The sequence below is a fragment of the Paenarthrobacter sp. TYUT067 genome, from assembly GCF_023656375.1.
In the GTDB taxonomy this organism is placed as follows: Bacteria; Actinomycetota; Actinomycetes; order Actinomycetales; family Micrococcaceae; genus Arthrobacter.
The window spans coordinates 228,558-243,721 of the sequence record NZ_JAMOIT010000003.1 but is presented as its reverse complement, the minus strand read 5'-3'; the positions used below and the strand labels follow the sequence as shown (position 1 = coordinate 243,721).

At 61.4% G+C, this 15,164-nt stretch carries 15 protein-coding genes; 2 read left to right on the top strand and 13 right to left on the bottom strand.

The features are described from left to right. The first annotated feature begins 379 nt into the window (after positions 1 to 379). Positions 380 to 994 (top strand): class I SAM-dependent methyltransferase, encoded by a 615-nt coding sequence (locus MOD31_RS04100; protein ID WP_250819913.1) that lies wholly within the window; start codon positions 380 to 382, stop codon positions 992 to 994. Here MOD31_RS04100 and dapF read toward each other — a convergent pair. The 6 genes from dapF to MOD31_RS04070 all read right to left on the bottom strand — a co-directional run bounded on the left by dapF (position 975) and on the right by MOD31_RS04070 (position 6,531). Beyond that, positions 975 to 1,943, bottom strand: coding sequence for a diaminopimelate epimerase (gene dapF / locus MOD31_RS04095; protein ID WP_250819912.1), 969 nt, complete (start codon positions 1,941 to 1,943; stop codon positions 975 to 977). The genes MOD31_RS04100 and dapF overlap by 20 nt on opposite strands. Before the next feature lie 47 nt (positions 1,944 to 1,990). Next, complete coding sequence (miaA, locus tag MOD31_RS04090; protein WP_250819911.1) at positions 1,991 to 2,917, bottom strand: tRNA (adenosine(37)-N6)-dimethylallyltransferase MiaA; 927 nt, start codon at positions 2,915 to 2,917, stop codon at positions 1,991 to 1,993. 18 nt (positions 2,918 to 2,935) lie between these two features. Next, the gene (gene miaB / locus MOD31_RS04085; RefSeq protein WP_250819910.1) at positions 2,936 to 4,501 is read right to left on the bottom strand and encodes a tRNA (N6-isopentenyl adenosine(37)-C2)-methylthiotransferase MiaB; all 1,566 of its coding nucleotides are present in this window, start codon (positions 4,499 to 4,501) and stop codon (positions 2,936 to 2,938) included. Beyond that, the gene (locus MOD31_RS04080) at positions 4,501 to 5,043 is read right to left on the bottom strand and encodes a regulatory protein RecX (protein WP_142939630.1); all 543 of its coding nucleotides are present in this window, start codon (positions 5,041 to 5,043) and stop codon (positions 4,501 to 4,503) included. The genes miaB and MOD31_RS04080 overlap by 1 nt, the downstream gene beginning before the upstream one ends. Continuing rightward, the gene (gene recA / locus MOD31_RS04075; RefSeq protein ID WP_142939631.1) at positions 5,033 to 6,076 is read right to left on the bottom strand and encodes a recombinase RecA; all 1,044 of its coding nucleotides are present in this window, start codon (positions 6,074 to 6,076) and stop codon (positions 5,033 to 5,035) included. The genes MOD31_RS04080 and recA overlap by 11 nt, the downstream gene beginning before the upstream one ends. Positions 6,077 to 6,333: 257 nt before the next feature. Beyond that, a complete protein-coding gene (locus MOD31_RS04070; protein ID WP_208097225.1) occupies positions 6,334 to 6,531 on the bottom strand; it encodes a DUF3046 domain-containing protein in 198 nt (65 codons plus the stop codon). 68 nt (positions 6,532 to 6,599) lie between these two features. Here MOD31_RS04070 and MOD31_RS04065 point away from each other — a divergent pair, with 68 nt between their 5' ends. Continuing rightward, entirely contained in the window at positions 6,600 to 7,139 is a 540-nt protein-coding gene (locus MOD31_RS04065; protein WP_374206969.1) for a MarR family winged helix-turn-helix transcriptional regulator, read from the top strand. A gap of 91 nt (positions 7,140 to 7,230) precedes the next feature. Here MOD31_RS04065 and MOD31_RS04060 read toward each other — a convergent pair whose 3' ends face one another. From MOD31_RS04060 to MOD31_RS04030, 7 genes are all read right to left on the bottom strand, one after another. After that, entirely contained in the window at positions 7,231 to 7,665 is a 435-nt protein-coding gene (locus tag MOD31_RS04060) for a helix-turn-helix domain-containing protein (protein ID WP_024820363.1), read from the bottom strand. A 137-nt stretch (positions 7,666 to 7,802) separates the two neighbouring features. Further along, positions 7,803 to 8,315 carry a CinA family protein gene (locus MOD31_RS04055; RefSeq protein ID WP_142939633.1) on the bottom strand — a complete coding sequence of 171 codons (513 nt, stop codon included), beginning with the start codon at positions 8,313 to 8,315 and terminating at the stop codon, positions 7,803 to 7,805. Further along, complete coding sequence (gene pgsA / locus MOD31_RS04050; protein ID WP_166842812.1) at positions 8,312 to 8,914, bottom strand: CDP-diacylglycerol--glycerol-3-phosphate 3-phosphatidyltransferase; 603 nt, start codon at positions 8,912 to 8,914, stop codon at positions 8,312 to 8,314. The genes MOD31_RS04055 and pgsA overlap by 4 nt, the downstream gene beginning before the upstream one ends. Before the next feature lie 24 nt (positions 8,915 to 8,938). Beyond that, positions 8,939 to 11,809 carry a DNA translocase FtsK gene (locus tag MOD31_RS04045; protein ID WP_250819909.1) on the bottom strand — a complete coding sequence of 957 codons (2,871 nt, stop codon included), beginning with the start codon at positions 11,807 to 11,809 and terminating at the stop codon, positions 8,939 to 8,941. A 74-nt stretch (positions 11,810 to 11,883) separates the two neighbouring features. Next, positions 11,884 to 13,575: a ribonuclease J gene (locus tag MOD31_RS04040; protein WP_142939636.1), complete on the bottom strand. Its 1,692-nt coding sequence runs from the start codon at positions 13,573 to 13,575 to the stop codon at positions 11,884 to 11,886. A gap of 6 nt (positions 13,576 to 13,581) precedes the next feature. Beyond that, complete coding sequence (gene dapA / locus MOD31_RS04035; protein ID WP_250819908.1) at positions 13,582 to 14,514, bottom strand: 4-hydroxy-tetrahydrodipicolinate synthase; 933 nt, start codon at positions 14,512 to 14,514, stop codon at positions 13,582 to 13,584. 202 nt (positions 14,515 to 14,716) lie between these two features. Continuing rightward, complete coding sequence (locus MOD31_RS04030; RefSeq protein WP_166842814.1) at positions 14,717 to 15,052, bottom strand: hypothetical protein; 336 nt, start codon at positions 15,050 to 15,052, stop codon at positions 14,717 to 14,719. Positions 15,053 to 15,164 lie beyond the last annotated feature (112 nt).

Sequence of the window (15,164 nt, the reverse complement as noted above, 5' to 3'; positions counted from 1 at the left end):
CGGCTGTTGTAAAAGTGGCGTGATGGAATCCGCAGGAGGGTCCTTGGGCCGAGGTGAGGATGTTCCGCCGGCTGCAACACAGGGCCGCGTTACACCACGGTCCACTGCACAAACGAGCGGGGATCTTCAGAGTGTCCGGCCCCACATGAGGAGCAAACGGACAAAGCCTTAAGGACCTGCCGGGCGGAAAGGCCGGCATGGGCAAAATGCCGAACCGGGCCTGCGTCGCGGGCGGTACCATGAACGCCTGATGACTTGGCGTTGTGGGCTGATTACTCAAAGATCAAGAACATGCGTTTCACTTTAGCAGCCGCTGTCAAGCCAACCACGGACGGATGCGGTTTCCCAAGCCGCCATTAGCCAACTAATCTGGCAAATTATGGAGTCTGCACACTATTTCACCGCCCAACCGGCCGGACCATTCACGCGCAAGCCACTAACCGTGGAACTTGCTGGAGCCACGCGCCGGCTGCAGACCTCGTCGGGTATCTTCAGCCCCGACGGCGTGGACAAAGGCACTGCAGTACTTTTCTCCGAAGTTCCACCGCCGTCACCCACGGGTCACCTTCTGGACATTGGCTGCGGCTGGGGTCCGATTGCGCTCACGTTGGGCCTGATGGCGCCACATGCTCACGTGCACGCCGTTGACGTCAACGAGCGTTGCGTCACTTTGACCAATGAGAACGCCGCGGCGCTCGGCCTCGGCAACGTCACCGCCAGCCTCCCGCACGAGGTGGATCCCGCCGTCGAATTCGACACCATCTGGTCCAACCCGCCCATCCGCATCGGCAAGGACGAGCTTCACTCGCTGCTGCTGACGTGGCTGCCCCGGCTGGCGCCGGGAGGCAACGCCTGGTTGGTTGTGCAGAAGAACCTGGGCTCGGACTCCCTCCAGCGGTGGCTCGCCGCCGAACTGGACAGTTCTTACACGGTCTCCCGTGAAAGCACGTCCAAAACGTTCAGGATCATCCGGGTCAGGAAAGCGTCCCAGTAGCCACAATCACGGCCGGGCCGCTGAGTTCCACATGCTCACGGCCGCCTGCCCCGGGGAAGAACTTCACACCCACGACGCCGCCCGGCACCTTGACGTGCCAGTCGTTCGGGGCCGTATCCCCCGCCCAGTGACGGATAGCGACCGCGGCGGCACACGCGCCGGTGCCGCAGGACTGTGTCTCCCCCACGCCACGCTCGTGAACGCGCATGGTGATGGTCCCTATACCGTCTTCTACCAACGGCTCAGCGGGGACCACAAACTCGACGTTGGTTCCATTGGCGGGCTTGGGATCAACCACGGGCGCCTTGGACAGTTGTGTGGCTGAAAGCTCGCTAAGTTCCGCAAGGGCAACTACCGTGTGGGGATTGCCCATACTGACGGAGAGTCCGGGCCTTGGCACTTCCAGGCCCTCGGCGCTGACCAGTGCATCCATGGCCTTGCTGGTGGCTTCCTCGGGGAAAATGAACTCCCACGGGCCCATATCCACGGCATAGCCGTTGACCGTGCGTACAACCTTTTTTACGCCACCGCGTGTGCCGATAGTGAGGGTCTGCCCGGGCCCCAGGTCCACCAAGCCCTCCGCGATCAGGAAATGAACGAAGACGCGCACGCCATTGCCACACATTTCGGAGAGCGAACCATCACCGTTGCGGTAATCCATGAACCACTCAGCGTCCGGATCCTCTTCCAGGGCGACGCGGCCTTCGGGCAGAAAGCGGGAAGGCACCGCTCGGATGAGGCCATCGCCGCCGATGCCCACATGGCGGTCGCACAACTGCGCCACGTGCTCGGCGGTGATCTCATGCGCGTCGCCAGGATCGGCAATCAGGACAAAGTCGTTGCCTGTTCCGTGGCCCTTTGAAAACGTCAAACCGGTGAGGCTGGAAAGTGTCACCGGAGCATCCGCATCTGCGGGCTGCCGGGCGGGAATTGCGGCGGTTTCATCCATGGACCTAGGCTACCCGCCACGCGCGTTCGCCCAGAAATTGCGTGGCCTTAACTTCCGGCCGCCAGGACTGCCTCGGCTGCCTTCTCCACAAGCTCCTGGTCCTGCCAGTCGAGCCACGTGATGCGTGGATCTCCCCTGAACCACGTCAGCTGGCGCCGCGCAAACTGCCGGGTAGCCACGATGGTTTCTTCGGCGGCAGCATCCGTGCTCAGTTCCCCGTCCAGAACCTTCAGAAATTGGGAATAACCCAAAGCTCGCGAAGCCGTCTTGCCTTGCCGCAAGCCGATTGCCTCGAGCCGTTCAACTTCCTGCCGGAGGCCTCCCTCCACCATCCGGTGCACCCTCAGTGCCAGACGATGCCGCAGTTGCTCCCGATCAACCTCCAGCCCGATCTGGAGAGCCGGCTGGAAGTACTCGCGCTGCGGCATGAATGAACTAAAGGGGCGCCCAGTGAGACTGTGCACCTCCAAGGCACGGATTACTCGCCTGGCATCGCCAAGGCGGGCAGCCGACACGGGATCAACTTCCTCAAGTCGGGCCCGCAACGGCGCAAGCCCCTGCGTTTCGCATTCCTCTTCCAGATGCCTGCGGAGCTCGGGATCCGTGCCCGGGAATTCCAGGACGTCCAGGGCGGCGCGTACATACAGGCCGGAACCGCCCACCAGGATGGCGCGCTTCCCCCGCGAGTGAATGTCAGTGATGGCAGCGCGGCATTCGATTTGGAAGTCCGCCACGCTGGCTTCCTCTGTGACGTCCATGGTGTCAAGCAAGTGGTGAGGCACACCCCTGCGTTCCTCCATGGTGATCTTGGCGGTTCCGATATCCATGCCACGGTAAAACTGCAAAGCGTCGGCATTGATGACTTCCCCGTTCAAGGCCAGGGCCAAGTTAACGCCCAGGTCCGACTTCCCTGAACCCGTGGGACCAACAACTGCAATGACCGGCTGAGGAAGTTCATGGCTGGAGAGCGACATTCGAACTTCTGGTCCGCCCTACGCGCGCCGAACAGGCAGCGACGGCATGCCCAAGGACACACCTGCCTTGCCTGACGCCGCTCCTGCGGCAGGAACGCCACAGGAATCAGCCTGAGAACGATCCCAGGCGTCGCCTGCACGGGAGCGGCGCACGATGTAATCCTCCGGACTTGCCGGATCAGCCACTAGGTGGAAAGCAGCGGCCTCGGTGATGGTGACTGTGACAAAGTCGCCCGGGCGCGGGGTCTCGGCACCGGCCGGTACAGAGAAGTGCACCAGCCTTTGGTCCTTGGATCGACCGGACAGGCGGTGTGTTTCGCCTGCCTTGCGTCCTGATTGCGCGGTGACCAGGACCTCCACCTGACGTCCCAACTGCTTGGCGTTCTCCTCTGCGGCAATACGGTCCTGCAACGCTGTGAGGCGTTCGTAGCGTTCCTGCACCACCGCTTTGGGAAGCTGCTCAGGGAGGTCAGCAGCCGGCGTCCCTGGCCGCTTTGAGTACTGGAACGTAAAGGCGGAGGCAAACCGGGACTTCTCCACAACATCCAGGGTGGCTTGGAAATCTTCCTCGGTTTCACCGGGGAAACCAACAATGATGTCCGTGGTGATTGCTGCGTGGGGAATGCGTTCGCGCACTTTGTCCAGGATTCCGAGGAACTTGCTGGAACGGTAAGAACGGCGCATGTCCTTGAGCACCTTGTCCGAGCCGGATTGCAGCGGCATATGCAACTGGGGCATGGCGTTGGGTGTCTCAGCCATGGCATCAATGACATCGTCGGTGAAAGCTGCGGGGTGCGGGCTGGTGAAACGAACGCGTTCCAGCCCTTCAATCTCACCGCAGGCACGCAGGAGTTTGGAGAAGGCCTGACGGTCGCCGAATTCCACACCGTAGGAATTAACGTTCTGGCCGAGCAAAGTGACCTCAACTGCACCGTCATCCACCAGCGCCTGGATTTCTGCCAGAATCTCGCCGGGGCGCCGGTCTTTCTCTTTGCCACGAAGCGAAGGCACAATGCAGAACGTGCACGTGTTGTTGCATCCCACGGAGATCGAAACCCAGCCCGCGTACACGGAGTCACGCTTGGTGGGGAGCGTTGACGGGAACACATCCAAGGATTCGAGGATCTCCAGTTGCGCCTCATTGTTGTGCCGGGCGCGGTTCAACAGGGCCGGAAGCGCCCCCACGTTGTGTGTCCCGAACACGGCGTCAACCCACGGCGCCTTCTTGACGATGGTCTCGCGATCCTTCTGGGCCAGACAGCCGCCAACGGCAATCTGCATGGACGGGTTCGCCTCCTTGACCTGCCGCAGCTGGCCGAGGTTTCCATAGAGTTTGTTGTCTGCATTCTCACGGACAGCACATGTGTTGAAGACCACGACGTCCGCTACGTCGCCCTCAGCAGGCACATACCCGGCTTCTTCGAGAAGTCCCGCCATGCGCTCTGAATCATGGACGTTCATTTGGCAGCCGAAAGTCCGAACCTGATAAGTCCGGGGCTCTGCAGCCGGCCGGGGTTCTGCAGCAGTCCGGGGATCAACAGAGGGAGGGTTGGCAGCTGATGGGGAGGGAATGGTCAAACTCACTACTCAAGGGTACCGGCTTCCGCCAGAACCTCACCGACGATCCTGAATGCCATGGAGGGGGCGTAGCCTTTGCGGGCCAGCATCGACGCGAGCCGGCGCGTGTACTTGTCCCGCTCCGCCCGATCGGTCAGATCCATGCTGGGCCGTAGCTTGCGCTGGACCAGCTCCCGAGCAGCCGATTCCTCATCCTGATCGCTGAGCTGGGATAAGGCTTCTTCGGCCGCATCAAGCTCTATGCCTTTGTCTGCCAGTTCGCGACGGATGGCGCCCTTTGCAAGCTTTTTGCTTTGCGAGCGGCTACGGACCCACATCCTGGCGAACTCAGCATCATCGATCAGCTGAACTTCTTCGAAGCGGTCCAAGACTGCCTCAGCCACGTCATCGGGAACATTCCGCTCCGCAAGCTTCCGGGACAACTGCAGCCGGCTCCGCGGCGCCATCGTCAGCTGTCGCAGGACGATGGCACGCGCCACGGATTCGGGGTCAGGCTCAGGATCGGCCGCTACGGACGAATCCGGATCCGGCCCTCTCCTAGCCGTCAACGGCCTTCAGCTTCGGGGATTCCTCTTCAGCCTTGGCCATACCAACGCCGAGCTTTTCCTTGATCAGGCGCTCCAGTTCCTGAGCGAGTTCCGGATTGTCGCGCAGGAAGCGACGCGAGTTCTCCATGCCCTGACCCAGCTGATCGCCGTCATAAGTGAACCAGGAGCCGGACTTCTTGATGATGCCGTGCTCCACACCCATGTCAATGATGCCGCCTTCGCGGGAGATGCCCTGACCGTAGATGATGTCGAACTCGGCGATCTTGAAGGGCGGAGCCATCTTGTTCTTGACGATCTTTGCCTTGGTGCGGTTACCGACGGAGTCCGCACCTTCCTTCAGGGTTTGGATGCGGCGAACGTCGATTCGAACTGACGCGTAGAACTTCAGAGCCTTACCACCCGTTGTGGTCTCCGGGGAACCAAAGAACACGCCGATCTTTTCACGCAACTGGTTAATGAAGATGGCGGTGGTCTTGGTCTGGCTCAAGCGACCGGTGATCTTACGAAGCGCCTGGCTCATGAGCCTGGCCTGGAGGCCAACGTGGGAGTCGCCCATTTCGCCTTCGATTTCAGCACGAGGTACCAAGGCGGCCACGGAGTCGATGACCACGATGTCCAGCGAGCCGGACCCCACCAGCATGTCCATGATTTCGAGGGCTTGCTCGCCGGTATCCGGCTGTGAGACCAGGAGTGCATCCGTGTCCACGCCCAACTTGGCAGCGTAGTCCGGATCAAGGGCGTGCTCGGCGTCGATGAAGGCAGCGATGCCGCCTGCGCGCTGTGCATTGGCTACGGCGTGAAGTGCCACGGTGGTCTTACCCGAGGATTCCGGGCCGTAGATTTCCACGACGCGGCCTCGGGGCAGGCCACCAATGCCAAGGGCGACATCCAACGCAATGGAGCCGGTGGGGATGACCTCAATCGGTGCCCGGGTGTCATCACCCAGACGCATGATAGAGCCTTTACCGAACTGCTTGTCGATCTGGGCAAGCGCTGCTTCGAGCGCCTTCTCACGATCCGGGGCTGCCGCCATGGTTCACACCTCTGATGCTTTCTCGCTGTGGAGTGGCCTGAAAGGCCGCTTTCCTGTCATGTCAGACGCTATTACGGTGCCCTGACATTCTTACCAGCCGGCAATGGCTATGTGGATAAACCGGGTCTGCCGGATGTTCTGGAACGCGTCCTTCGGGATCTATTTTCCTCTCACAGGAGCATATCCCCATCCGAACAGATATTCGAACAAAGCCTCGGCGTGTCCCAACCCAGGCGGTTGCCGGCACGTGCCGGAGCTTAGGTGGAAGCCGGTTTGATGTCCTTGCCAAGCCGTCGTTCGGGAGGAACGTCCTGAACTTCGCAGACCGCCAACCACACCTCGCGAGGGTGATATCCGGAGGCCAAGGCCTCGACGGCGGTCCGCCCACCCACACCGGCGAGCACCAGGGAACCGGCCAAGACCCGGGAGTAGCCTGCCCCGAATTCGTCGTCCATCAATCGCCAAAAGTCACTAGCCCTCACGGATAGAGTCTCTCATGTCGCTGGACTCTAGAATGGTTGCCATGAGCAATCCTCTCCAGAGCACGCCCGGCCCGGCCGTGCCAGGCGATTCCGTGGACGACGCCCTCCAGCAGGTGGAACACCAGCTGAGCCTGCTCTGGCGCCGCGCACGTTCGATCTCCCACCAGTTGTCACGCCAGGTCCATCCGGACATGGAGCCTGCCGCCTACGGCCTCCTGACCATCATCCGCAGGGAGGGTCCCATCCGGCTCACGGACCTTGCGACCTGCATTGGGGTTGGCAAGCCTTCCGTGAGCCGTCAGATCGCGTTCCTTGAGAGCATCGGGCTCGTCTATAAGGAGGCCGACCCCCAGGACGGTAGGGCCCAATCCATCCGGCTGACGGACAAGGGCGAAGAGAAGATGCACCAGGTTCAGGATGCGCGGAGGCAGGTATTCCGTGAACGACTCGGCGAATGGCCGTTGGAGGATGTCCAGATATTGGCTGACTACATGGGCCGCCTCAACGCCATTTACGGCGATGGCGCCCTCAATGTAAAGGAACCAGGACTCGACGTCGAGGACAAAACCGGGGCCGCGTAGCAGTTCGCTCGTTCAAGCACATCCCGCGATCTCAACGAAAAAGGTCCCCAGCCTGAGGCTGGGGACCTTTTCCATGTTTCTGACGGAACGTTTACCGGGCTCCGGAGAGCATTCCCTGCGGGAAGTCGTCCGTGAGGTCCAGATCGCGTCCGTAACGCTGGGAGAATTCCTGCGGAACAGTGTCCGGAACTGCGACACCTTCTGCGACGGCCACGCGATCGCTGACTTCGCGAAGCATGTGGGACAACGGAACATCCAGGGCTGTGCAGATAGAAGACAGGAGCTCGGAAGAAGCCTCCTTTTGGCCGCGTTCAACTTCACTCAAGTAACCGAGTGAAACGCGGGCGCTGTGCGAAACCTCGCGGAGGGTACGGCCCTGACGCTGGCGGACATCGCGCAGTACATCACCGATCTCGTGGCGTAGTACAACCATTTTGCGCTCCTTCTGTTCGCTCTGTGTCTGATCAGCCAAGCCCACATCCTTCCAGCGGACAACGCCGTTCACGGATACGGGCTGCTTTACCATCTGTATCGCCTTGCTCCCTCAGTCATCCGGTTCGCTGGCTGGCGGACCGGGTTGGTTTTTACATCCTAGGCGCCCCGGCTCTTCCGAAGCGACACAATGACACAACTATTGGCAATCAGTTTTTGTTCCCGACTACTTTACGAACGGTAACCAACGTCACTCAGCGCAGCAAGCAGACGCGCCAACGCGGCCTCACAGGCCTGTTCCCTGATGGAATGCCTGTCCCCCGAAAAACTATATTCAAACGACTCGGTACCGGATTCTCCGGCAATGCCGATGAACACGGTGCCTACTGCTTTACCATCGTGCGGATCAGGTCCCGCCACACCCGTGGTGGAAATCCCGAGGTCGGCCCCGCAGACCCGCCGGACGCCGTCGGCCATTGCTTCGGCCACTTGCCCGTCAACGGAGCCCACCGCTGCAAGCAGTTCCTGCGAAACACCCAGGACACCGGCCTTCACCGAGTTTTGGTAGGCAACCACCCCGCCTTGCAGCATCCCGGACGCGCCCGGAGTATTGGCCAGCGTGGCGGCAACCATTCCGGCTGTCAGAGACTCAGCCGTAGCTACGGTGAGTTTGTTCCCGATTGCTATGGCAACGGCAGCCGTGGAGGTCTGGGCGGCTGCGGATACGCCTTCAGGGGGCCTCATGCGCGCCGTCCGGCCGCCCGCAGCTTCAGTGCCTGGACCACATATTCCACTCCGGTCCACAGCGTGATGGCGAGAGCCACCATCATGACCCAGAAGGCGACGTCACCCAGCCACGGTGCGATCGCCTTCAGCGGAAGGATGTAGAGGAAGATGGCCACGGTTTGAACGACTGTTTTCAGCTTGCCGCCCCGGGAAGCCGGCATCACGCCGTATCGGATAACAACGAAGCGAAGGGCTGTAATTCCCCACTCCCGCACAAGGATGAGGATGGTCACCCACCACGGCAAGTCCCCCAGGATGGACAGGAGTACCAGCGCCGAACCGATCAGCAGCTTGTCGGCTATGGGGTCGGCGATCTTGCCGAAATTAGTGATCAGGCCACGCGCGCGGGCGATGTCGCCGTCGAGCTTGTCCGTATAGATGGCAACAGCGAAGGTCACAACGGCCGCCCACCGCCAGATTCCGTACTCGCCGTCGTCGGCCAGAAGAAACCATACGAAGAACGGAACCAGGGCGATGCGGAGCATGGTGAGGATGTTGGGCAGGTTCCAGACATCGGAGCTGCTGGAAGTCGCGTTATCACCCTCGGCTTTAGTCACCCCACAAGGCTACCCTCTTGAGGGCTATCTTCCAGTGAGCGACCAGGCGTCCTCGCCGCCCTCTTCGTCATCGTTCGGGACATCCGCGCCGTCGTAATATTCGATGGCCTGCGTCCGGTTGTCCAGGTCCGCCTGAACAAGGTCTTCGGCATAACCGCCGACGGCGATGTTCGAGTTCGCGTTATCGCTCAGTGCCGCTGTGTGGGCGTCCGGCGCAGCGGGTGACTCCTGACCCTTCATCGCGGCAAGAACGGCAGCGAGGTCGTCAGGCTTTACCAGGACGTCGCGCGCCTTGGAGCCCTCGGACGGGCCCACCACCCCGCGGGATTCCAGGAGGTCCATGAGGCGGCCGGCCTTGGCAAAGCCCACACGAAGCTTCCGCTGGAGCATGGACGTTGAACCGAACTGCGTGGTCACCACAAGTTCCGTTGCCTGAAGCAGGACCTCGAGATCATCTCCGATGTCGTCGTCGATCTGCTTCTTCGGTGCCTCGGCGGCGACGTCGTCGCGGTAGACAGCCTGCAGCTGCCCCTTGACGTGTTCCACCACTTTATGAATCTCTGATTCCGTCACCCAGGCACCCTGGACACGCATTGCCTTGGATGCACCCATCGGCAGGAACAGCGCGTCACCTTGGCCAATGAGTTTCTCGGCCCCCGGCTGGTCCAGGACCACGCGGGAGTCTGTGACGGACGACGTCGCGAAGGCCATTCGGGACGGCACGTTGGCTTTGATCAAGCCGGTCACGACATCGACGGAGGGTCGCTGGGTTGCGAGCACCAAGTGGATGCCGGCCGCACGGGCCAGTTGGGTGATGCGGACAATCGAGTCTTCGACGTCGCGTGGGGCCACCATCATGAGGTCGGCGAGCTCGTCCACGATCACCAGCAGGTAGGGGTAAGGCTTAATGATGCGCTTGGAGTCCACAGGAGGGACTACTTTGCCTGCCCTGACCGCCTTGTTGAAGTCGTCAATGTGCTTGTAACCGTAGTTGGCGAGGTCGTCGTAGCGGGCGTCCATCTCGCGAACAACCCACTGCAGTGCCTCGGCAGCTTTTTTGGGATTGGTGATGATGGGCGTGATCAGGTGCGGGACGCCCTCGTAAGCCGTGAGTTCCACGCGCTTGGGGTCCACCATGACCATGCGGACCTCATCCGGCGTGGCGCGCATGAGAATGGAGGTGATCATGGAGTTCACGAAGCTGGACTTACCAGCGCCGGTTGCACCGGCCACCAGCAGGTGAGGCATCTTGGCGAGGTTGGCTACAACATAGCCGCCCTCAACGTCCTTGCCCACACCCATCACCATGGGGTGGTCCGTGCGGCGGGCGTTCTGGCTGCGCAGGACGTCGCCCAGGGACACCGTTTCGCGGTCCGTGTTGGGGATCTCGATGCCGATGGCTGACTTGCCGGGGATAGGGCTCAAAATTCGTACGTCGCTGGACGCCACGGCATAGGAAATGTTCTTTGACAAAGCGGTGACGCGCTCCACCTTGGTACCAGGTGACAGCTCGATCTCATAGCGGGTCACCGTGGGACCACGGCTGAAGCCGGTCACCGCAGCCTCCACGTTGAACTGCGTGAGGGTATCCGTCAGGGCGGCGACGACGGCGTCGTTGGCTTCCGTGCGTTCCTTCGGGATGGAGCCCGGTGTCAGGTAGTCCGAGGCCGGCAAGGTGTAAGTGACGTCGCCGGCCAAGGACAGTTGCTCGGTGCGTTGTGGGATGGGCGTCTGAGGGAGGGGCGCACCTGCGGGCTTTGCGGGAACCTGCGCAACCGGAGCCACAGGCGCGGTCATCTCCGGCGTAAGTATCGGGATGGCCTCGGTGGGGTTGTCGATACCTGGCGTGGCACCGCCCAGGCCTTGGGCTGCCTTGATCTTTCCGACGGCGATCTCGGCCTGTGTTGGACGACGCACGCCCGGCGGAACCCGCGGTTCGGACGCCCCCGGAGTTTCGTCGTCGTCGACTATGGCGTGCTCGAAGGCCTCGTCCCCGACGTAACCTTCCAAGCTGGTATCTGTTTCCTCGTCCTTGCCGAAGAAGCGCATGCGCTTCTTCTTCCTGGGCTTGGCGGCAGCCTCGTTTTCATAGAGGTAGCTGCGGTCGTGGGCGTCCTTACCGGAGCCGTCCATGAGGTCGACGCCCATGAGGTGCTCGTAGGCGCCCCGGATGCGGGATGGGATGGCACCAAACGGCGTGGCTGTGACGATCAACAGGGAGACAAACGCCAGCAATCCGAAGAGAACAATCGGGACAGCCACATGGATTGCAGCCAAAGGAGCCGCTGCGAGGAAACCCAGCATTCCGCCGGCTTTGCGCAAGCCGTCAAAACCGTCTGCAACAGTGGGCAAGCCGCCAATGACATGGGCCAAACCGGAGCCTGCCAGCGTCATGATCATGAAGCCGATGCCCACACGGTTATTGCCGCGTCCGTCCTGGGGCTTGCGGAAGAGGCGGAAAGCACAGACGAACAACATCAAGGGCAGAAGGAGGGACATCCATCCAAAGGTGCCGTTGACGACGCTGTAGACCATGTCCGGAAGCCAGCCGGTCAGACCCCACCACGCAAAGGTGGCGATGGTGATGCCCAACACCAAATTGAAAAGTGCCGCGCCGTCCCTGCGGTCTGCGGGGTCGAGATCGCTGACGTCATAGCCGATTCGCCGAACCCCGGCGCCGACAACGTGGCCGATCCCCTGCCAGAAACCTGACAGCATGCGCAGGGGCAGCGGCGCTTGGGGCTCGACGGCGGCCGCTTGCTTGGTGCGGGCAGTGCTGCCACGCCCGCTTTTGGCGCCGGCTGCGCTGGTTTTGGATGCGGCAGTGCTCCGGCCTGTGCCGCCGGGTTTGCTGCTGGAGCTGCCTCGTGGCGTGGAGGTAGTACGGGTCGCCATAAGTGCCACGCTACCCCAAGGGGGCCTGAAATCCGCGGATTTCAGGCCCCCTTGGCATTCATGTTGCTGGCTGGCTACGCTTCCAGGATTACCGGGATAATCATGGGGCGGCGGCGAAGCTTCCGGTTGACCCACGTACCGATGATCCTGCGGACCACCTGCTGCAACTGATGGTTGGTGTGATCTGCGTGGTTAAGCACAGCTTCTTCGAGCGCGGCGTTGATCTTGGGAATGATCTCGTCGAACACTGAGTCATCCTCGGCAACCCCACGGGCGTGAATCTCAGGGCCGGACACGATCTTGCCAGTAGTGCGGCTGATGACCGTGATGATGGAAATGAAGCCCTCGTCCCCCAGGACTCGTCGGTCCTTGAGATCGGCGTCGGTGATTTCGCCCACGCTGGAGCCGTCCACGTAGACGAACCCGACCTCTACTTGGCCGACGATGTTCGCCATGTGGTCCTTGAGGTCAATCACCGTGCCGTTGTCGCTCAGGATGATGCTGTCCGAAGGAACTCCGGACTCGGCAGCAATATTGCCGTTGGCAATCAAATGGCGTGTTTCACCGTGGACGGGCATCGCATTGAGGGGCTCAAGGATGTTGTAGCAGTAGAGCAGTTCCCCAGCGGCAGCGTGCCCGGATACGTGAACCTTGGCTGTGCCCTTGTGGATCACATCGGCGCCGAGTTTCAGGAGGCCGTTGATGATACGGAATACGGCGTTCTCATTGCCCGGGATGAGGCTGGAGGCAAGGATGACGGTATCGCCCTTGCCAACAATCACACGGTGGTCACCGTTGGCCATGCGGGAAAGCGCTGCCATCGGCTCACCCTGCGAGCCTGTGGACATGAGGACCACGCGGTCATCCGGCATGGTGTCGATGTTCTTGATGTCCACCAGGATGCCTTGCGGGACGTCGAGGTACCCGAGTTTGGCGGCGATAGCCATGTTGCGGACCATTGAACGGCCAACGAAGGCCACCTTGCGGCCATGTTTGGCGGCCGCATCCAGAACTTGCTGGACACGGTGAACGTGGGACGAGAACGAAGCCACGATGATGCGCTTCTTGGCCTGGCCGAACAGCCGGTCCAGCGTGGGGCCGATTTCCTTCTCGGCAGTGGTGAAGCCCGGCACGTCGGCGTTGGTGGAGTCTGCCATAAAGAGGTCCACACCCTCTTCACCAAGGCGCGCGAAGTGCCGAAGATCGGTGATACGGCCATCCAGCGGCAATTGATCCATCTTGAAATCGCCCGTGTGAAGCACAGTGCCGCCCTCGGTGCGGATGAAGACTGCCAAAGCGTCCGGAATGGAGTGGTTGACTGCAACGAACTCGCACTCGAACGGGCCGAACTGTTCCACCTGCCCTTCAGTGACGGTCAGCGTGTACGGCTTGATCCGGTGTTCCTGAAGCTTGGCTTCCACCAACGCAAGAGTCAGCTGGGATCCGATCAGCGGGATATCGGCTTTGAGGCGCAGGAGGTAGGGAACGGCGCCAATATGGTCCTCGTGGCCGTGAGTCAGCACAACGCCCACCACGTCCTGCAGCCGGTCTTCGATGTACGAGAAGTCAGGCAGGATCAAGTCGACGCCCGGCTGGGTCTCCTCGGGGAAGAGCACACCGCAATCAACGATCAGCAGTTTGCCATCGATTTCGAAGACCGCCATGTTGCGGCCAATCTCTCCCAGTCCACCGAGCGGGACAATCCGTAGCGTGCCTTTGGGCAGTTTGGGCGGAGTAACCAGTCCGGGAAGGGCGGTTTGGGTCATGTTTTGCTACTTTCCGGCGGAACCGTCCTGGACGTCGAAGTCCATTCCGGCTTCCGCCAAATCCCCGCGGATGATGTCGATCTCGGCCACGTCCGGCTCCACGAGGGGCAAACGGACAACCGAGTTGGGCAGGACTCCCTGCCACTTGAGAATCTGTTTGGCGGCTACTGCGCCTTGGACCCGCGTCATGGTTGCACGTATGACGGGTTCCAGTTCAAAATTAACGGCCCTGGCCTTGGCGAGGTCGTTGGCGTTGACGGCGTCGATCAGCTCACGGAAGCGGCGCGTGGCTACATGCGTGGTAACGCCCACCAGGCCGACGGCTCCGAGGGCCATCCACTGCAGCGTCAATCCGTCATCGCCGGAGTAGAAGAGCAGGTTCGTCTCAGCCATGACGCGTGTCGCGGCGGCGAAGTCGGCCTTGGCGTCCTTGACGGCCACAATGTTCTGGTGCTTCGCCAGCGCGATCATGGTCTCCGGAGCGATCGCAATGGAGGAACGGCCCGGAATGTCGTAGAGCATAACGGGCAGGTCAGTGGCAGAGGCAATCGTCTCAAAGTGTGCGCGAACGCCCGCCTGGCTGGGCTTGTTGTAGTACGGGGTGACGATCAGGAGACCATCAACGCCCAGTTCAGCCGCACGCTGCGAGAGGTGCACCGAGTGGGCGGTGTCGTTAGTGCCGGTGCCGGCAATGATGGCAGCCTTGCCGCCAACGGCCTCCTTGACCGCCCGGAACATGCCGAGATTCTCGTCGTCTGTCAGGGTTGAGGTTTCTCCAGTGGTGCCGGTGACCACGAGTCCATCGCAACCATCCTGAACAAGCTTTTCCGCCAGTGCCGCGGCTTGGTCATAATCCACCTTGCCGTCCTCAGTGAACGGGGTGACCATGGCGGTCAGCAGGGTACCAAGGGCGGGAACGTTAGCGCGCAAGTCAGACATATAAAAAACGTTACCCTGTGACGGGCTTGTTGGAAGAATGGATCCCGCCTAATGGTCCCCATTAACCGCGATGGTCCTCAATAACCGCGGCTACCTGTAGTGCGCGGCTACCTGTAGTGATCGAGGCGCGGGGGCTCCAAACGCGGCAAGATAGCTTCCGTGCAGGTGCGACTCCCGCGCCGCCGGGAGTGGCACCTTCCAGTCATGCTGGCTTAGGCGCCCGCGTTGGCTCTTCTGCGCAATACCGAGCAACGGCCCGCTCCTTAAGTTGCTCCGCCCAAGCCACCAGGCGCTGCGAGGCGCGAACGTACTCGAAGAGTTCCAGGGGCGTCAGTGAAGCCAAATCCGTCTCGGACAGGCGTCGGGCGAGCTCGGCCCCCGGTTGCTGCTCAGCCAGGACAGTACCTTCACGCCGCCACTGGGTGTCTTCCGGAGGCTCGCCGGCCACGAGCTGCCTGAACAGGAAATCGACGACCCCGGGGCTCATCGCTTTCATGGGTCCTTGAATACCTTCTGGCGGCTTGGGAGCATCGTTCATGCAGCCATATTATTCGAACATATATTCGAACACAAGAGCTTCGTTTTACAGTTGTGGCCACAGACCCCAACGGTGACGTGCGTTTGATGAGCACTCACTCCAGCAAAGCGGC